The organism is Kitasatospora sp. NPDC059827 (assembly GCF_042731675.1).
Lineage (GTDB): Bacteria > Actinomycetota > Actinomycetes > Streptomycetales > Streptomycetaceae > Kitasatospora.
Genome location: NZ_JBHWIV010000024.1, coordinates 31,966 through 47,957, shown reverse-complemented (window position 1 = coordinate 47,957; position 15,992 = coordinate 31,966). Strand labels below are relative to the sequence as shown.

Annotated in this window: 19 protein-coding genes and 1 riboswitch; of the genes, 11 read left to right on the top strand and 8 right to left on the bottom strand. The window is 76.0% G+C overall.

Annotation, left to right across the window (positions count from 1 at the left end; genetic code table 11):
- Positions 1–138: 138 nt before the first annotated feature.
- The 3 genes from ACFV8H_RS17450 to ACFV8H_RS17440 all read left to right on the top strand — a co-directional run bounded on the left by ACFV8H_RS17450 (position 139) and on the right by ACFV8H_RS17440 (position 2,332).
- The gene (locus tag ACFV8H_RS17450) at positions 139–732 is read left to right on the top strand and encodes a ParH-like protein (protein WP_380400614.1); all 594 of its coding nucleotides are present in this window, start codon (positions 139–141) and stop codon (positions 730–732) included.
- The gene (locus ACFV8H_RS17445; protein WP_380400612.1) at positions 729–2,072 is read left to right on the top strand and encodes an MAB_1171c family putative transporter; all 1,344 of its coding nucleotides are present in this window, start codon (positions 729–731) and stop codon (positions 2,070–2,072) included. The genes ACFV8H_RS17450 and ACFV8H_RS17445 overlap by 4 nt, the downstream gene beginning before the upstream one ends.
- Positions 2,073–2,143: 71 nt before the next feature.
- The gene (locus tag ACFV8H_RS17440) at positions 2,144–2,332 is read left to right on the top strand and encodes a hypothetical protein (RefSeq protein WP_375896868.1); all 189 of its coding nucleotides are present in this window, start codon (positions 2,144–2,146) and stop codon (positions 2,330–2,332) included.
- A 25-nt stretch (positions 2,333–2,357) separates the two neighbouring features.
- Here the strand turns inward: ACFV8H_RS17440 and ACFV8H_RS17435 are convergent, their stop codons facing one another.
- Both ACFV8H_RS17435 and ACFV8H_RS17430 read right to left on the bottom strand, forming a co-directional pair.
- Positions 2,358–2,816 carry a hypothetical protein gene (locus tag ACFV8H_RS17435; RefSeq protein WP_380400610.1) on the bottom strand — a complete coding sequence of 153 codons (459 nt, stop codon included), beginning with the start codon at positions 2,814–2,816 and terminating at the stop codon, positions 2,358–2,360.
- Positions 2,817–2,915: 99 nt separating this feature from the next.
- Positions 2,916–3,752, bottom strand: coding sequence for a DUF4253 domain-containing protein (locus ACFV8H_RS17430; RefSeq protein ID WP_380400608.1), 837 nt, complete (start codon positions 3,750–3,752; stop codon positions 2,916–2,918).
- 184 nt (positions 3,753–3,936) lie between these two features.
- Here ACFV8H_RS17430 and ACFV8H_RS17425 point away from each other — a divergent pair, with 184 nt between their 5' ends.
- Positions 3,937–4,764 carry a hypothetical protein gene (locus tag ACFV8H_RS17425; protein ID WP_380400606.1) on the top strand — a complete coding sequence of 276 codons (828 nt, stop codon included), beginning with the start codon at positions 3,937–3,939 and terminating at the stop codon, positions 4,762–4,764.
- A gap of 39 nt (positions 4,765–4,803) precedes the next feature.
- On the opposite strand, the gene ACFV8H_RS17420 is transcribed toward ACFV8H_RS17425, so the two are convergent.
- The 3 genes from ACFV8H_RS17420 to ACFV8H_RS17410 are packed head-to-tail and all read right to left on the bottom strand — an operon-like array spanning position 4,804 to position 6,836.
- Positions 4,804–5,115 (bottom strand): hypothetical protein, encoded by a 312-nt coding sequence (locus ACFV8H_RS17420; protein WP_375896856.1) that lies wholly within the window; start codon positions 5,113–5,115, stop codon positions 4,804–4,806.
- A 30-nt stretch (positions 5,116–5,145) separates the two neighbouring features.
- Complete coding sequence (locus tag ACFV8H_RS17415) at positions 5,146–6,000, bottom strand: ABC transporter permease (protein WP_380400604.1); 855 nt, start codon at positions 5,998–6,000, stop codon at positions 5,146–5,148.
- Positions 5,997–6,836: an ABC transporter ATP-binding protein gene (locus ACFV8H_RS17410; RefSeq protein ID WP_380400727.1), complete on the bottom strand. Its 840-nt coding sequence runs from the start codon at positions 6,834–6,836 to the stop codon at positions 5,997–5,999. The genes ACFV8H_RS17415 and ACFV8H_RS17410 overlap by 4 nt, the downstream gene beginning before the upstream one ends.
- Positions 6,837–7,049: 213 nt before the next feature.
- On the opposite strand from ACFV8H_RS17410, the gene ACFV8H_RS17405 reads away from it, so the two are divergent.
- The 4 genes from ACFV8H_RS17405 (at position 7,050) to ACFV8H_RS17390 (ending at position 9,837) form a co-directional block, all read left to right on the top strand.
- Positions 7,050–7,517, top strand: coding sequence for a hypothetical protein (locus ACFV8H_RS17405; protein ID WP_380400602.1), 468 nt, complete (start codon positions 7,050–7,052; stop codon positions 7,515–7,517).
- Positions 7,514–7,861 carry a winged helix-turn-helix domain-containing protein gene (locus ACFV8H_RS17400; RefSeq protein WP_380400600.1) on the top strand — a complete coding sequence of 116 codons (348 nt, stop codon included), beginning with the start codon at positions 7,514–7,516 and terminating at the stop codon, positions 7,859–7,861. Before ACFV8H_RS17405 ends, ACFV8H_RS17400 begins: the two co-directional genes overlap by 4 nt.
- 243 nt (positions 7,862–8,104) lie before the next feature.
- On the top strand, positions 8,105–8,524 hold the full coding sequence (locus tag ACFV8H_RS17395; RefSeq protein ID WP_375896843.1) for a YciI family protein: 420 nt from the start codon (positions 8,105–8,107) through the stop codon (positions 8,522–8,524).
- Complete coding sequence (locus ACFV8H_RS17390) at positions 8,524–9,837, top strand: RNA polymerase sigma factor (RefSeq protein ID WP_380400598.1); 1,314 nt, start codon at positions 8,524–8,526, stop codon at positions 9,835–9,837. Before ACFV8H_RS17395 ends, ACFV8H_RS17390 begins: the two co-directional genes overlap by 1 nt.
- A 310-nt stretch (positions 9,838–10,147) precedes the next feature.
- On the opposite strand, the gene ACFV8H_RS17385 is transcribed toward ACFV8H_RS17390, so the two are convergent.
- The gene (locus ACFV8H_RS17385) at positions 10,148–10,675 is read right to left on the bottom strand and encodes a cupin domain-containing protein (RefSeq protein WP_380400596.1); all 528 of its coding nucleotides are present in this window, start codon (positions 10,673–10,675) and stop codon (positions 10,148–10,150) included.
- Between the two features lie 157 nt (positions 10,676–10,832).
- Between ACFV8H_RS17385 and ACFV8H_RS17380 the strand changes: the two genes are divergently transcribed.
- A complete protein-coding gene (locus ACFV8H_RS17380) occupies positions 10,833–12,362 on the top strand; it encodes an alpha/beta fold hydrolase (protein ID WP_380400594.1) in 1,530 nt (509 codons plus the stop codon).
- Between the two features lie 51 nt (positions 12,363–12,413).
- Here the strand turns inward: ACFV8H_RS17380 and ACFV8H_RS17375 are convergent, their stop codons facing one another.
- Positions 12,414–12,974, bottom strand: a complete 561-nt coding sequence (locus ACFV8H_RS17375; RefSeq protein WP_380400592.1) for a DinB family protein — start codon at positions 12,972–12,974, stop codon at positions 12,414–12,416.
- A 78-nt stretch (positions 12,975–13,052) separates the two neighbouring features.
- Positions 13,053–13,137, top strand: a riboswitch (ZMP/ZTP riboswitch).
- Between the two features lie 47 nt (positions 13,138–13,184).
- Between ACFV8H_RS17375 and ACFV8H_RS17370 the strand changes: the two genes are divergently transcribed.
- Complete coding sequence (locus tag ACFV8H_RS17370) at positions 13,185–14,012, top strand: bifunctional 5,10-methylenetetrahydrofolate dehydrogenase/5,10-methenyltetrahydrofolate cyclohydrolase (RefSeq protein WP_380400725.1); 828 nt, start codon at positions 13,185–13,187, stop codon at positions 14,010–14,012.
- Between the two features lie 67 nt (positions 14,013–14,079).
- Here ACFV8H_RS17370 and ACFV8H_RS17365 read toward each other — a convergent pair whose 3' ends face one another.
- Positions 14,080–14,988 carry a LysR family transcriptional regulator gene (locus tag ACFV8H_RS17365; RefSeq protein WP_380400590.1) on the bottom strand — a complete coding sequence of 303 codons (909 nt, stop codon included), beginning with the start codon at positions 14,986–14,988 and terminating at the stop codon, positions 14,080–14,082.
- A 65-nt stretch (positions 14,989–15,053) separates the two neighbouring features.
- Between ACFV8H_RS17365 and ACFV8H_RS17360 the strand changes: the two genes are divergently transcribed.
- Positions 15,054–15,839, top strand: coding sequence for an NAD(P)-dependent oxidoreductase (locus ACFV8H_RS17360; protein ID WP_380400588.1), 786 nt, complete (start codon positions 15,054–15,056; stop codon positions 15,837–15,839).
- Positions 15,840–15,992 lie beyond the last annotated feature (153 nt).

Here is a 15,992-nt window from a genome sequence, read left to right as displayed (position 1 = left end):
GGGCGCAGGAGCGTCGGACGCCCGTGCGGAGGCGCCGACGGAGGAACCGTAGGGGTGGAGCGGTGAGGGGAGCTCGGGTTGTGGGGTGACTTGTGGGGCGGCCGGGGCTACCGGTCCACGCTGCGGCGCTGTCGCCGGATGGCCGAACAGCTGGAGCTGCCGCGCCCGTTCGACCCGGTGGTGCTGCTGGAGCAGCTGGCGGTGCGGCGCGGGCGGCCGATCGAGCTGCTGCCGGTGCCCGCCCGGCCGCACGCCCCCTGCGGGCTGCTGGTCTCCACCCTGGAGGCGGACTACATCCTGTACGCGGCGGACACCGGCGTGCTGCACCAGCGGCACATCCTGGTGCACGAGATCGCGCACCTGCTGCTCGACCACGCCGGTTCCGCGCCGCTGGCCCCGGCCGCCGCGCTGCTGCCCAACCTCTCCCCCGCGCTGGTGCAGCGGGTGCTGGGGCGCACCAGTTACGACGAGCCGCAGGAGCGGGAGGCGGAGCTGCTGGCCTCGCTGATCCTGAGCCGGGCGGAACGGGCCGACGCCGCCGACCAGTCGGGGGCCGGGCCGGCGCCGGCGGGCGGGTCGCTGGACGCGCTGGGCGTCCTGCTGGCCGCCAGGCGGCACGGCGGCCCCGCCCGGGAAGCCGAACCCGCCCGGGAGTCCGACGGCGGGCCGGGGACTGACGGGCCGAACGACGACACACCGCAGGACCACCGGCCCCAGGGGCGTCGGCCGTGAGCGAACTCGCCCTCTACCCCGTCGGGTTGTTCTTCGTCCTCAGCTCCGCCCACTTCTCCCGCAGCCGGATCGACTCCCGCGCCGCCGCCCGTTTCACCTGCTACGGCACGGCCCTGCTCGGCACCGCCCTGCTGGTGCTCGCCCCGCCGACCGTACGGGCGGTGCAGGGCACGGGGGTTCCGGTGCTGGCGGTGCTGGTGATCGTGCTGGGCGACGGGCTGCGCGACGGCGCGGCCGCGGCGATGCGGCTGCTCGTGCCGGCGCTGCGGGCGGCCGATGCCGCGAGCACGGCCGATGTCGCGAGCACGGCCGGTGCCGACGCCGCCGCCGGTACAGCCGCCGCCGAGCCCGTACGGCGGGAGGTGCGGGGCGGACTGGCCCTGCTGGCCGGGGTGCTGGGGCTGCGGCTGGCGCTGATCACCGCCGCCGCGCCGGGCCTGGCGGGCGAGGACCTGACCGTCGGCCCCGAGCTGTCCGCCCGGCTGGCGCTGGCCGGGTACACCGCCGTCGGCATGCTGCACACCGCGGTGTGCCTGACGGTGCTGCTGCGCGAGCTGGCCCGGCGTGCCCGCGCGGCCGGCCCCGGGCGGCTGGGCACCGGGCTGCGGCTGCTGGCCGGCGGGCTGGTGGCCGGGCTGCTGTGGAACGCCTGGAGCATGGACGACGTGCTGCGCGCGGCCGTCACCGGCAGCCAGGACGGCCCCGAGGACCTCCTGTGCGCGGTGCTGGGCGGGCTGTGCGCGGCGCTGATCGCGGCCGGCCTGGGCAGCACCCTGTGGCCCGCGGCGACCGGGGCGGTGCGCGGCTGGCTGCGCGCCCACCGCCGCTACCGGGCGCTCACCCCGCTCTGGCGCGACCTGCACACCGTGCTGCCGGAGATCGCCCTGGACCCGGCCCGCCGGCTGCCGCTGCCCCCGCGCGACCCCCGGTTCGCGCTCTACCGGCGGATCATCGAGATCCATGACGCCCGCCTGATCCTGCGCCAGCACCTGGACCCGCGCGCCGCGCAGTGGCTCGACCGCGCCACCCGCCGATTCCCGCCGCCCTCCGACCACGCCGCCGCCACCGCCGAGGCCGCGTCGCTGGCCGCCGCCCTGGAACTGGCCGCGGCCGGCACCCTGCCCGGGCCCGCCGCCGCACCGGAGACCACCGCACCGGAGACCACCGCAGCCGCCACGACCACGGCCACGGCCACGGCCACGGCCACGACGGACACCATGGACGGGGAGGCCGACCACCTCGCCCACCTGGCCCGGGTCTACGCCACCTGCCCGGCCGTCGCCGAGGTCCGCACCCGCGCCCGCGCCGAACGCGCCCGCGCCACGACGGCCCTGCCGTAGCCTGCCGTCCGTGGAGAGCGAGGGAGGGGAAGTGGGCGACGGGCGTAGGCTTCGCTCCCGGCGGGGGCTTCGTGAGTAGGCGTCGCTACGTGGCCAGGGGCGTACCCGGTGGATACCGCATCTGGGACAACCGGGGGCGCCGGTGGTGGGGCGACCTCTACGAGCTCTGCCCCGACGACCTCACCGCCGAACTGAACGGCGGGGCCGCCCCGGAGAGGCTCACCGCTCTCCTCAAGCGGTACCGGGCCCAGAAGCGTTAGCACCCCACCGTCAACCCCTCTCCCGTCACCGGCCCCAGCCCCACCCGAGCATTTCGAACAGCAGCCACACGAGCAGGAACGGGACCATGGCGAGCAGGCCGGGCCCGGACCCCTCCACCGGGACGGGCTCGCTTTCCTCCGCCGGGACGGGCTCGGACTCCTCCACCGGGACGGTTCCCGGGTGCCACCGGAAGTGCAGCCTGAGCTCACCCGGAGCGGTGGCCATCGAGTCCAGGCGCAGCCGCCGGTCCGCCTCGTTCGTGAAGCGCGGCGCCGCCCAGTGCATGGACACCGTGGCGATCGGAGTCTCGTTCGCCGGGGCGTCCCGGGGGGCTATCGACCAGCTGGAGCCGTCCATCTGGTACGGGTAGCCGGCGGCCTCGTCGACGAGTTCACCCAAGGTGCTCGCGCCGTCGACGGTGAAGTCCCAGTGGTGGGTTGGGTCTTCCGGGTGCACGCTGTCGCGCGTCAGGATCACTCGCATGCCCGGCACGCTAGCCCGGCGCACCAGTTATCGTCAATCTGACATAAACGTCCGAATGGAGACCCCACCAGCCACTCGGCCACGGCACCGGCCCGTGCGTCAGTCCCACCAGAAGCCCCAGTGGACGGCGTCGACCAGCTCCTCGGCGTAGCCGGCCAGGCCCTCCTCGGCCTGGAAGAGGTTGTCCGGGCAGAACGCGGCGTGCTCGGCCGCCACCAGCAGCGCCTCCTCCCGGCTCCTCGGCGGCGCCGCGACGCTCAACTCCAGTGAGGCGGCGCCCACTCCGACGAGGCGGGCGCCAAAGCGGTGCTGCCAGCTGTGCAGCACGGCGGCGATCTCTCCGGTGTCGCCGTGGCCGTTGGTGCCGTTCCAGCCGCAGGCGGCCAGCGCGTGGGCGCCGTCGTCCGCGCGGACCAGGCCGATCCGCAGCGAGGGGCGGGCGCGCAGCAGTTGGCGGGCCAGGCGGTCGGCGCACTCCTGCGGGTCGCGCCGCGGCGCCGGGGCGGGGGCGAGGCCGGGCCAGGCGTCACCGAAGGGGGCCAGCGTCTCCAGCAGGTCGGCCCGGTCCTGCGGGTCCCCGCTGGGGCACCACAGCACCGACTTCTCCCACCACCCACGCATCAGGGCCGCCACCTCGTACCGGTCCGGCCGGAACTCCCCCGGCCCGCCGGGTTCGCCGGGTTCGCCGGGTTCGAGCCCCAGGTCCGACGCCTCCAACTGCGTGGCGTCGCTGCCGGGCGCCAGCAGCAGCGGCCACAGCCCCGACTCCGCGTGCTCCCGGCGCAGCCGCTCCCACGTGCCCTCCGGCGCGGGCCCGTCGCTCACCCACAGCGACGGCACCACCTGACGCCCCGGCAGCAGTGGCGCCGTACGGCCTTCGGCACTGCGGTCGGGGAAGCGTCGGCGCAGGTCGCGGAGCAGCTGGGAATCGATCATGCGCCCACGGTAGGGGTACGCACCGACAACGTCCCCGGCAGGACCGCCCCGCCCAGCGCGCCGGTCCGGGCGCGCGGGGGGCCGGGCGCGCGGGGGGCCGGGGGGCGGTTCTAGGGTGGTGGGAGGAGTGCGGCGGCCGGTCCGTCGTGTCCCGGGGTCTCCGCTGTGCGGCTGGAGGTGGGGTGTGGGTGGCGCATCCGGTGGGCGTCGGCTGAGGGTGCTGGGGTTGGCGGTGCTGCTGGCCGCGGGCGCGGCGTTCGTCCCCGGGGCGGGGGTGGCCTCCGCCGCCGGGAGCACGCCGGTGCGGTCCTGTCCGGTGCGGGCCGGTGCGCCGGGGCCGCCACCGGGGGCCGTACCGGCCTCGGTGCCGGCGCCGGACGGGGTGGACGTGCCGGCGACGGCAGCGGTGTACGGCGCCCGCTACCCCGGCGAGGTGCACTTCCTGGTGGCGCCCGCGGGCTGGACCTGCGACGCGGTGTTCTTCGCCGGGGACGGCGGCCAGCAGGCCTACGTCCACCCCGGCGCCCCGGCCGCCGACCCGGCGAGCACCCGCTTCGACGCGGTCGTGCAGGCCGTCTTCGTCAGCGGCGGCGCGCAGACCGAGATCGACCTGGCCTGCGGGCTGCTCCCCGCGGCGGGGGCGGCGCCCGCCGCCTGCAACGCCCCGCAGCGCTCGCCCGCGACCCGGGTTCACCCGCTCCCCACCCGGGCCCCGGGCCTGCTGCTGGCGGCCGTCGGCGTCCCGGCGGACACCCGCGAGCCCAACCTGCCGGCCGCCGGCGGGCCGAACCGTACGGTCGCCCTGGTCACCTTCCAGTCGCCCGGCGGGCCCGCCCAGGAGGTCAGCTGCGCCCTTCCGGCGTCCGCCGCGCCCGTCGCCACCTGCCGGGCCGCGCTGGGCCACCTGCTGGCCACCGGGGCCGCCGCCAAGCAGCTCTCCCGCGCCGACCTGGCCGCGGCCCTGGCCGACCTGGACGCCTTCGTGGCCGGGTACCTCGCGCCGCAGCCGTAGTGGCGCGACCCCCAGCGGCCCTCAGACCCCCAGCGGCCCTCAGGAGTGCCCGACGACCAGCCGCACCAGCGCGACGGCGTCCCGGAGGCTGAGGCCGGGGTGCGCGCGGCGCAGTTCCCGGACGGCCTTGACCTCGGCCGTGCGGGGGTCGATCCCGGCGTGGGCCAGGACGTTGCGGGCCCAGTCCACCGGGGTGGGGGCGGCGGCCGGGACGAAGTCCTCGACGATCCGCAGGGCCCGGCGCAGGCCCGGCTGTTCGACCTGGTCGGCGGTGTCCAGGGCGGCGCGCAGGGCGGCCTTGAGCGGGTCGAGGCCGGCCGGCTGCGAGGGGCCGGGGAGGGGGACGAGCATGGTGGTACCTCTTTCTTCCTTCATTCGGGGTCAGTAGGCGCTCTTGGCCAGGCGCTTGCGCTCGCGTTCGGACAGGACGGAGCCGGACTCCTTGCGGGCCATCCGGCGCAGCAGGCCGGGGGCCAGCAGGAAGCCCGCCACCGCCCAGCACAGCAGCACGCCGGCGATCGGCAGGTGCTGCCAACTGCCGGACACCTCAAGGGCCTTGGCGCTGTCGGGCAGCAGGGCGGAGCGCACGCCCTGGGCGATCCAGCGCAGCGGGAAGAGCGAGCCGACGGCCTGGAGGGCGGTGGGCAGGTTGCGCAGCGGGGCGAAGGCGCCGGAGATGAACATCAGCCCGAGCATGGGCATCATGTACAGCGCGAGGGCCTCGCGGGCCGGGGGCAGCAGGGCGCCGATGGCGGCGCCCATCGGGACGACGGCGGCGGTGCCCAGCAGCAGGGTGAGGGCCAGGGTGAGCCACTGTCCGGGGGTGGCGGGCAGGTCGGCGTGCAGCAGCAGGGCGCCGCCGACCAGCAGCAGGAGGATGGAGGCGCCCATGGTCACCAGGACGAAGAGCGCCTTGGCCACCAGGTAGGCGGGCATCGCGCCGGGGACGCCGCGCAGGCGCAGCAGGGTGCCGTCCTCCCGGTCGCCGGAGAGGAACTGGGGGACGGTCATGAGGCCGAACATGAAGACGGTGGAGGCGATGCCGCCGGCCAGGCTGAGCTGGGTCAGGCTGTCTCCGGAGCCAGTGCCACCGGAACCGGAGCGCCAGTAGGAGATGGCGAGGAAGACCAGCGGGGTGGTCAGGTAGGAGTAGAAGTCCTTGCGGCTGCGCAGGAGTTGGCGCAGTTCGACGGCGCCGCGGCGCAGGCCGAGGACGTAGGGGTTCACGGGGTTCACGCGGCCTCCGCCGGGTCGCTCGAGGGGGCGTCGCCGACCATGCCGAGGTAGGTGTCCTCCAGGCTGGGGCGGCGCACTTCCAGGTCGGGGATCGGTCCGCCGAACCGCTGGTGCAGGTCCCACACCGCCTGGGAGGGGTCGGCGGTGCGCAGGCTGCGCGGGGTGCCGTCGGGGTCGCTCCAGCGCACCTCGGACTCGGCCCGGGCGGCTTCGGCGAGTTCGGCCAGGGTGCCGCAGGCGGTGAGGCGGCCGGCTTGCAGGATGCCGATCCGGTCGGCCAGTTGCTGGGCCTCGGTGAGGTCGTGGGTGGTGAGCAGGATGGTGGTGGCGCGTTCGTCGCGCAGTTCGCGCAGCAGGGCGTGGAAGTCGCGGCGGGCCTCGGGGTCGAAGCCGGCGGTGGGTTCGTCGAGGAAGAGCAGGTCGGGGCGCCCGACCAGGCCGAGGGCCACGTCCAGGCGGCGGCGCTGTCCGCCGGAGAGAGTGGCGGCGGTGCGATCGGCCTGGTCGGTGAGGCCGACCCGGGCCAGTAGTTCGGCGGGCGCGTAGGGGTCGGGGTAGTAGCGGGCCAGGTGGCCGAGCAGTTCGCCGACGCGCCAGCGGCCGTGGTCGCGGCTGGACTGCAGGACGATCCCGATCCGGGCGCGCCAGGCGGGGTCGTCGCGGGCCGGGTCCTGTCCGAGGACGGTGACCTGGCCGGCGGAGCGGCGGCGGTAGCCCTCCAGGATCTCGATGGTGGTGCTCTTGCCGGCGCCGTTGGGGCCGAGCAGGGCGAAGAGTTCGGAGCGTTCCACCCTGAGGTCGAGGCCGTCCAGGACGTCCCGGCTGCCGTAGCGCATCCGCAGTCCGGACGCGAGGATCGCCGGTTCTCCCCCGGGCCGTTCGTCTCCGGACCGGTCGGCCGCGCTCTTCTGCGGCGTCGTCGGCACGGTCATGTCTTTGCCTCCCCCTTGCACATGCCCGACACGCTAGTACTTGCCCGGTGGGAAAGTAAATGCCAGGATCTCCGGTGCTGTCAGAAGCCTTTCGGGAACGGGGAGTTGGAGCATCAGTTGAGCGTTCACGACATCGCCCCCGAGGACGCCCTCGCGTCCTTGCGCACCGCGCACCGGGCCCGGGCGGCGGCCCGGCGGCCCAATCCGCTGCCCGCCTGGTACCCGGCCACGGCCGCGGGCCTGTTCGGGGCGGGGTTCGCCGGGATCGGCGTCTCGGTCCTGCTGCCGGAGCGGCTGTGGCTCGCCACCGCACTCGTGCAGCTGGCCGCGGCGCTGCTGCTGGTCGGCCACGTGGTGGTCAGCCACCGGGTCGAGCACCGGCCGGGCATCGTCCCCACCCTGTCGTACCCGGGCGCGGCGCTCCAGCTGCTGCCGCTGGTCGCGGCCGGGGCGCTGGCCCTGCCGTTCGGCCTGCCCGGGTTCCTGCTCACCCTCGGCCTCACCGGCGGCCTGACCCACTTCCTGCTGCTGCGCCGCAAGCGGGCGGCCCGGACGGCCCGGACGGCCGGGACGGGCGCCGAGTGAGCACCGACCCGCCGCCCGCTCCGGCCTTCGACGAGCTGATCCACCAGCCCACCCGGCTCGCCGTGGTCGCCTTCCTGTCCGGCTGCGCCGAGGCGGAGTTCCGCGCCGTACGGGAGGGCTGCGGGGTCTCGGAGTCGGCGCTGAGCAAGGTGGCCGCCACCCTGGAGGCCGCCTCCTACGTCAAGCTGCGCCGCGGCTACGTCGGCAAGCGCCCCCGCACCTGGCTGCGCCTGACCCCCGAGGGCCGCCACGCCCTGGCCGCCCACCTCGCCGAACTCCAACGCATCGCCGCCTCCGCCACCGCCCTCGGCGCCGCCCTGCACCACGCCCCGGCCGAGGGCTGACCCCGGGCGGTCGTACGGAACGGCATCGGAGGGGAAGGTGAGCCCACCCCTTTGGCTCTTTCCCCGGGTGGGGTGGGTGTTCCCGGGCCCGGCGGGGTGTTTCCGGGCCCGGCGGGGCGGCCCGGGGCTGTCGGCGGGAGGGAATATCGTCCGTCTTCGTCGAGCGTGTCGATCCACGGGGGCGCCGTTCGACCTTGGGTTGGAAGGGGTCGGAAAGGCGGCCCCCGTCGAAGGAGGTTTGTGATGGCGAAGTACATGCTGATCATGCGGGGCACGGACGAGTCCATGGCCAAGATGATGGAGACGCCCTTCGAGGAGATGCTGGAGACCGTGGGGCGCTTCAACGAGGAGCTGATCCGGGCCGGCGTGCTGGTGGCCGCTGAGGGGCTGGACGACCCGTCGCAGGGCGTGGTGGTCGACTTCGACGGGGAGGCGCCGGTGGTCACCGACGGCCCGTACGGGGAGACGAAGGAGCTGTTCGGCGGCTTCTACCTGATCGACGTGGCCTCGAAGGAGGAGGCCGTGGAGTGGGCCAAGCGGCTTCCGGCCCTCCCCGGTTCCAAGTGCGAGGTGCGCCGGGTGCCGGGCATCGAGGAGTTCCCGCAGGACAACGAGTGGATCGTCAAGGAGCGGGCCTGGCGCGAGCGGACCGGCCAGCTCTGATGCCCGCAGCCACCGACGGCCCGCCGGGCACCGAGGACGCCCGGCGGGCCGTCGAGGCCGTGTGGCGGATCGAGTCCGCCCGGATCGTGGGCGCGCTGGCCCGCTACACCGGGGACTTCGCACTGGCCGAGGACGTCGCCCAGGAGGCGCTGGCCGAGGCCCTGTTCTCCTGGGCCCGCGACGGCGCCCCGGCCAACCCGGTGGGCTGGCTGCTGGCCTGCGCCCGGCGCCGGGCCATCGACGCCTTCCGCCGCGCCTCGGCCCTGGACGAGCGCTACACCGCGCTCGCCGGCGGCCTGGCCGAGGGCCAGTTCAGCACCGGCTCGGCGACCGGGCCCGAACCGGCGCCGGAGCTGCCGTTCGACCCGGACCGGGTCGACGACGACGTCCTCGCCCTGATGTTCACCGCCTGCCACCCGGTGCTCTCCCCCGAGGCCCGGGTGGCGCTCACCCTGCGGGTGGTCGGCGGCCTGTCCAGCGAGGAGATCGCCCGGGCGTTCCTGGTGCCGGTGCCCACCGTGCAGGCCCGGATCACCCGCGCCAAGAAGACCATCGCCGCCGCGCACATCCCCTTCGAGCTGCCGCCGCGGCGGGAGCGGCGTGAGCGCCTGGGCGCCGTCCTGAGCGTCCTGTACGTGGTCTTCACCGAGGGCTCGACGGCGACCGCCGGCACCGACCTGCTGCGCCCCGACCTCGCCTACGAGGCGCTGCGGCTGGCCCGGACGCTGGCCGCCCTGCTGCCCGACGAACCCAAGGTGCACGGGCAGCTCGCCCTGTTCGAGCTCACCGCCTCGCGCTTCCCGGCCCGCACCGGCCCGGACGGGGAGGCGGTGCTCCTGGAGGACCAGGACCGGCGCCGCTGGGACCACTCGGCGATCCGCCGCGGCCTGGCGGCCCTGGGCCGGGCCGCCGCCCTCGGGCGGGGCCTGGGCCCGTACGGCCTCCAGGCGGCGATCGCGGCCTGCCACGCGGCGGCGCCCGGCGTGGCCGACACCGACTGGGAACGGATCGTGCTGCTCTACGAGGCGCTCGGCCGGGTGGCGCCGTCCCCGGTGGTCGAACTCAACCGGGCGGTGGCCGTCGCGATGGCCGAGGGGCCGGGGCCCGCGCTCGCCCTGGTCGACGACCTGGCCGTCTCCGGGCGCCTGTCCGGCTCCCACCTGCTGCCGGGCGTGCGCGGCGAACTGCTGACCCGCCTGGGGCGCACCGGCGAGGCCCGGGCGGAGCTGGAACTCGCGGCCCGGCTGTGCCGCAACGCCCGCGAGCGGGCGGTGCTGCTGCGCAAGGCGGCCGCGCTCGACGGCGCGGGCTGACTCCGCAGGCGACTCCGCGGGGTGACTTCGCACAATGACTCCGCAGGGTGACCGAACGTACGGCCCGGCGTCCGAGGTGCGGACGCGGGGCCGTACGGCCCGGCCGTTCAGCCGTTCAGCACTGGGGCCGGCGGCCGTGGTTGGCCCCGCGCTTGGCCCGGGCCTTCTTCTTGCGGCGGCGCTTCGACGACATGGCGACTCCTCTCGCAACCGGCCCCCTGATCCCCCGGCCTTCCACCGTTCCACACCCGGGCCGCCCCGGCCCGTCGAAGGACCCCGGCACCCCGGGGCCGAGCGCTCAGGGACCAGGTCAGGCCTGGCCCGCCAGGGCGGCGCGCCAGGCGGGGCTGTCCACGTAGTGGTTGTCGAAGCGCTCGGCGGAGGCGGCGATCGCCCCCGGGTCGGTCTCGCCGCGCATGACGGTCCCCAGCAGGCGCAGGTAGTCGAAGCGGTCCATGCCGGGGGCGAAAACGAACAGCACGTCGGCCTCGGAGCCCGGGGCGGCGGCGAAGGCGTGCGGGGTGTGCGGGGGCACGGCCAGGAAGTCGCCCGCGTTCAGGACGGTGACCTCCTCGCCGACCAGGACCCGCAGCGAGCCGCTGATCACGAAGAACAGCTCCGTCGCCCGGGTGTGGAAGTGCGCCGGGGCCCCGACCGCGCCCCGGGCGAAGGCGGAGCGGTAGACGGTGAAGCCGCCCTCGCCGGGGGACGTCTCGGCGAGCAGGGTCATGGTGGCGCTCGGGTCGGCGCAGGTCTCGGCCTCACTGTGGCGGGCCAGGACCGGGGCGGTGGCGGGGGCGGCGGTGGGGGCGGGGGCGGTGTTCTTCGTCGTCGTCATGGGACCAGCCTAGGAGCGGAAAGACCCATGATCATGGGGCAATCGAGCACCGTTTCCATGGGTCAATTGGATACGGCAGGTGCGCCCGCGCGACGGCACGGGGGCTGTCCTCGGACCGCCAACACCCCTACGGCGCAGGGACTTTAGGGTGGGCGTCATGATGAAGCCCGCCCTGGTACTCACCGCCGCCCTGGCCCTGTCCGCGGCCGCCGTTCCCACCGCCACCGCCGCCGCACCGGCCACACCGGCCGCCACCGCCACCGCCACCGCCGCCGCCACCGATCCGCTGGAACGCTTCCAGCACCAGGCCCTCACCTGGGGCCCTTGCCAGGATCCGGAGTTGGCCGCCGCCGGCGCCGAGTGCGCCACGCTCACCGTCCCGCTGGACTACCGCGCGCCCGACGGCCGCACCCTGCCCGTCGCCGTCTCCCGGATCCGCTCCGCCGACCCCGCCGCGCGGCACGGCATCCTGCTGTCCAACCCGGGCGGCCCCGGCAACCGCGGACTGGCCCTGCCGGTCGAGCTGCGCGACCGGCTGGCCCCGGCCACGGCCGCCGCCTACGACCTGATCGGGATGGACCCGCGCGGGGTGGGTGCCAGCGGCGGCCTCGACTGCGGCCTGAACCACGGCACTTGGCTGCGCTCCGCGGGCAGCGGCGCGGCCGGCTTCCGGGAGAGCTGGCGCCTGGCGAAGGCGGACGCCGACGCCTGCCTGGGCAAGTACCCGGACCTGCTGCCGCACCTGACCACCCGCAACACCGCGCGCGACCTGGACGTGCTGCGATCCGCCCTGGGCGAGCAGCGCACCTCCTTCTTCGGCCAGTCCTACGGCGCGCTGCTGGGCGCGGTGTACGCGCAGCTGTACCCGGGCCGGGTGGACCGCCTGGTGCTGGACAGCGCGCCGGACCCGGCCCGGTACGGGGTCCGGACGCTCCAGGACATGGGGGCCGCCAACGAGCGGGCGCTGGACGACTTCGCCACCTGGGCCGCGCCCCGCGACGGCCGGTACCGGCTGGGCGCGACGGCGGCGGCGGTGCGCGCCACCGTGCAGGGCCTGGTCCGGCGCGCCGAGGCGGCGCCGATCGGCATCGACGGGTTCCACCTCGACGGCGCCCTGCTGCCGTTCCTGCTCACCGTCTGCCAGGGCGACGACCGCGACAACGCCGACTACGCGGACGTGCTGCGCCAGTTGCTGGACGCCGCCGACGGCAGGCCGGTGCAGGCGAGCCCGACCCTGCACGCGCTGCTGACGGCCGTCCTGCTGCCCGACCCGCAGGCCGGCGCCGACCTCGCCGCCGCGATCGGCTACCTGTGCGACGACGTGGCGATGCCGCGCTCGCCCGGGTGGTACGCGGCCGCCGTGGAACGCTCCCGCGCCACCCGGCCCGTCTTCGGGCCGGTGTTCAACGGGCCGACGCCGTGCGCGAGTTGGCCGACGGACCCGCAGGAGCCGTTCGTCCAGGTGCGCAACGCGGTGCCCGCCCTGCAGATCCAGTCCACCGGCGACACCCACGCCCCCTACGCCGGCGCCCTGGCCCTGCACGCCCGGCTGTCCGCCTCCCGGCTGCTGACCGTCCCCGGCCGCATCCACACCGTCCTCCTCAACGGCTACAGCCCCTGCGCCCAGCACGCCGTGGACGCCTACCTGTCCACCGGCGTGCTGCCGCCGGCCGACGCCACCTGCTGAGGCGGCGTGGCCGGGGCGGCCGGGGCGGCGGCCGCCCCGGCGGCCCTCACGTCACTGGCCCACGCGGCCGTCCACGCACTCGCGCAGCAGGTCGGCGTGGCCGCAGTGGCGGGCGTACTCCTCGATGCGGTGCACCTGGACCTCCCGGACCGAGAGCCGCTGCTTGCCGAGGCGCTCGCCGAGGTCCGGGTGGGCGGCCAACGCGGCGTCCAGGGCGGCCTGTTCGCGCTCCAGGTCGCGCCAGGCGGCCTCGACCAGGGCCGGGTCGGGGAGCGCCCCGTCGAAGTCGGCGTCGCGGGCGCCGTAGAGCTTGGGCTGCGGCTCGCCCTCGCGGATCCAGTTGTGCCAGTCGCGTTCCACCTCGGCCAGGTGGCGCACCAGGCCGAGCAGCGACATGGTCGAGGGCGGCACCGAGCGCCGGGCGAGCTGCTCGGCGTCCAGGCCCTCGCACTTCATCCGCAGGGTGAGGCGGTAGTTGGCCAGGTAGTCCTCGAGGGTGGCGGCTTCGCCGTCCGGGGCGGGGCCTTCACTGTTGCGCGGATCGTCGGCCGGGTCGGCCCACATGTCGGGGTAGACGGTGGCCTGGGTCCATCGCTCGGGTCGCTCGCTCATCCCCGCATGATCGCCCGCAACCAGCGCGCCCTTCAACCGAGTTAACGCACCACCCGGCCACCCCGCTCGGTTACCCTGGGGGCGGGCCGTGACTGGCGCTGGGGTGGGGTACCACCGGGGAGCGGCCTGACATCCGTCGATGCCGTGCGCCTGGGCGACTCGTACGAGCTCAGGAGCACCCCTGTGACCGATCTCCAGCAGGCCCGCCTCATGGACGGCACCGGTGCGGCGCGCCGGATCACCGGGACCAGCGCGGCCGCGGCCGCCGAGCTGCACCGGCGCACCGGGACGGCGCCCTGTCTGGCGACCGTCCTGGTCGGCGAGGACCCGGCCTCCGTGACGTACGTGCGCATGAAGCGCGCCGCCTGCGCCCGGGCGGGCATCGCCTCGCGGCACGTGGCCCTGCCCGCCTCGGTGAGCACCGCCGAACTGGTCGACGCGGTCGGCGGGTTGTCCGCGGACCCGCGGGTGCACGGCATCCTGGTCCAGCACCCGGTGGGCCCGCACATCGACGAGCGCGCCGCGTTCGAGGCGATCGCCCCGGAGAAGGACGTCGACGGGGTGACCACGCACTCCTTCGCGGCGATGGGCTTCGGCCTGCCGGGCTTCGTCTCCTGCACGCCCGGCGGGATCGTGCGGCTGCTGGACGAGTACGGCGTCGACCTCGCGGGCAAGCACGCGGTCGTGGTGGGCCGCAGCGCCATCCTGGGCCGACCGGCGGGCCTGCTGCTGCTCGGGCGGGACGCCACCGTGACGTACTGCCACTCGCGCACCACCGATCTGCGCTCACTGGTGCGGGCGGCGGACGTGCTGGTCGCGGCGGTGGGGCGGCCGCGGTTCATCGCGGGGGCGGACGTCAAGCCGGGCGCGGTGGTGGTCGACGCGGGCTACCACCCGGGCCCGGTGGGCGACGTGGACTTCGGGACGGCCCGGCTCCGGGCCTCCCTGATCACGCCGGTGCCGGGCGGGGTGGGACCGATGACGATCGCGGTGCTGCTGGCCCAGACGGTGGAGGCGGCGGAGCGCCAACTCCGGTGAGCATCAGCCCCGTTGGGCGCCAGCCCCGGTGGGCGTCAGCCCCGGTGGGCGTCAACTCGGGTGGGCGTCAGCCCCGGTGAGCGTCGGCTGCCGCCCGCAGGGAGCCGAGGAAGCCGGCCACCGCGGGCGGCACCCGCTGCCCCTTGCGGGTGGCGGTGCAGACGTGCCGCACGGGGGTGTCCTGGGGGTGGAGGGGGACCAGGGCGATGTCGGGGCGGGCGGCGCGGGCGGCCAGGGCGGGGATGAGGGTGGGGCCCAACCCCGCGGCGACCAGGCCGAGTTTGGCGGCCCAGGCGCCGACGGCGTACTCGATGCGGGGCTGGAAGCCGCTGCGCAGGCAGGCGGCGAGCAGGGTGGACCCGGGGTCGCGGCGGGCGGCGATCCAGGGTTCTTCGGCGAGTTCGGCCAGCCGCAGGCGGCGCCGGCCGGCGAGGCGGTGGCCGCGCGGGAGGGCGACCAGGACGGGGTCGGCGAGCAGCGGGTGCAGCTCGAACCGGTCGGTGTCGTAGGCGTCCTGGGGGTCCTCGGCGTAGGAGGCGACCACGGCGAGGTCGATGGTGGCGTCGGCGAGGCGCTCCAGCAGCTGGGCGCTGAGGCCTTCGGTGAGGGTGGTCTCGACCTGCGGGTGGGCGGTGCGGAAGGCGGCGAGGGCGGCGGGGACGAGTTCGGCGTTGGCGCTGTCGAAGGCGCCCACCCGCAGGCGTCCGGCGTCGAGTTCGGTGAGGGCGACGAGGTCGCGGCGGGTGGTGTCGAGGCGTTCCAGCAGGGCCTCGGCGTGCGGGAGCAGGGCGCGGCCGTGTTCGGTCAGCCGGACCCCGCGGGCCAGGCGGTCGAACAGCGGGGCGCCCAACTCGGCTTCCAGGGTGGCGATCTGGCGGGAGACCGCGGACTGGGTGAAGCCCAGGCGCTCGCCGGCGGCGGTGAAGGAGCCCAGGTGGGCGACGATGCGGAAGACGTCCAGCCAAGCCATGTCCATGGCGCATGAGTACCATGCGAGACATTCGTTTGTCGCCTGGCTCGGGGCTGCCTAGCGTGGGGGCCATGGAAAAGATCGCCTTTCTGGGCCTGGGCCGGATGGGGCTGCCGATGGCCCGTCGCCTGGCCGCCGCCGGCTACCCGTTGACGGTGTGGAACCGCACTCCCGGCCGCGCCGACGGCCTGACCGAGGCCGCCGACCCGGCCGGGGCGGTGGCCGGGGCCGGCATCGTCGTCACGATGCTCTCCGACCCGCAGGCCGCCGCCGAGGTCGCCGGGCGCTTCACCGCCGCGCTGGCCCCCGGCACCCTGTGGATCGACATGTCCTCGATCGGCCCGCGCGCCCTCGCCGGGCTGCGCGGGCGACTGCCGGACGGCGTGGCCCTGGTGGACGCCCCGGTGCTGGGCAGCGTCGGCCCGGCCGCCCGCGGCGAGCTGACCGTCTACGCGGGCGGCGAGGACGCCGACCTGGAGCGCGCCGAGCCGGTGCTGTCCCACCTGGGCCGGGTGCGGCGCTGCGGGGGCCCCGGTGCGGGGGCGGCGTTGAAGGTGGTGGTGATGGGCGCGATCGTCACCTCGGTCGCCGTACTGGACGAAGTGCTGTCGGTGGCGGGCGAGTTGGGCGTGCCGCAGGAGCAGGCGCTGGAGGTGCTGGCGGCCGGGCCGCTCGCGGGGGTGGTGGCCCGGGCGCGCAGCGCGGAGTCGGACTTCCCGGTGCGGCTGGCCGCCAAGGACCTCGCCCTGGCGGGCGGCGGCCCGCTGCTGGCGGCGGCCCGTCAGGCGCTGCTGGCGGACCCGTCGATCGCGGACCGGGACCTGTCGGCGGTGGTGCGGGCGCTGCGGGAGGACTGAGCCCCCGGGCGGCGCGCCGGGGACGGGCCCGCCCCGGCACTCGGAGGAACGTCCAGCTCCGACCCGTCCGCGGCGCGGGCCACTTGGTGGCCGCCGCCGATGGCCGGGCGCGCGCGCCGTCCGGTGTAGTGGGGGGCGTCCGCCGCGACCACC

Bases quoted from the DNA above. Each gene is read 5' to 3' on its own strand.
- ACFV8H_RS17430 (WP_380400608.1), bottom strand. From the start codon at position 3,752: ATGATCGATTCCCAGCTGCTCCGCGACCTGCGCCGACGCTTCCCCGAC.
- ACFV8H_RS17410 (WP_380400727.1), bottom strand. From the start codon at position 6,836: ATGCGCTACGGCAGCCGGGACGTCCTGGACGGCCTCGACCTCAGGGTG.
- ACFV8H_RS17420 (WP_375896856.1), bottom strand. From the start codon at position 5,115: ATGCTCGTCCCCCTCCCCGGCCCCTCGCAGCCGGCCGGCCTCGACCCG.
- ACFV8H_RS17450 (WP_380400614.1), top strand. From the start codon at position 139: ATGGCCGAACAGCTGGAGCTGCCGCGCCCGTTCGACCCGGTGGTGCTG.
- ACFV8H_RS17385 (WP_380400596.1), bottom strand. From the start codon at position 10,675: ATGACGACGACGAAGAACACCGCCCCCGCCCCCACCGCCGCCCCCGCC.
- ACFV8H_RS17390 (WP_380400598.1), top strand. From the start codon at position 8,524: ATGCCCGCAGCCACCGACGGCCCGCCGGGCACCGAGGACGCCCGGCGG.
- ACFV8H_RS17380 (WP_380400594.1), top strand. From the start codon at position 10,833: ATGATGAAGCCCGCCCTGGTACTCACCGCCGCCCTGGCCCTGTCCGCG.
- ACFV8H_RS17365 (WP_380400590.1), bottom strand. From the start codon at position 14,988: ATGGACATGGCTTGGCTGGACGTCTTCCGCATCGTCGCCCACCTGGGC.
- ACFV8H_RS17370 (WP_380400725.1), top strand. From the start codon at position 13,185: ATGGACGGCACCGGTGCGGCGCGCCGGATCACCGGGACCAGCGCGGCC.
- ACFV8H_RS17360 (WP_380400588.1), top strand. From the start codon at position 15,054: ATGGAAAAGATCGCCTTTCTGGGCCTGGGCCGGATGGGGCTGCCGATG.
- ACFV8H_RS17395 (WP_375896843.1), top strand. From the start codon at position 8,105: ATGGCGAAGTACATGCTGATCATGCGGGGCACGGACGAGTCCATGGCC.
- ACFV8H_RS17435 (WP_380400610.1), bottom strand. From the start codon at position 2,816: ATGCGAGTGATCCTGACGCGCGACAGCGTGCACCCGGAAGACCCAACC.
- ACFV8H_RS17375 (WP_380400592.1), bottom strand. From the start codon at position 12,974: ATGAGCGAGCGACCCGAGCGATGGACCCAGGCCACCGTCTACCCCGAC.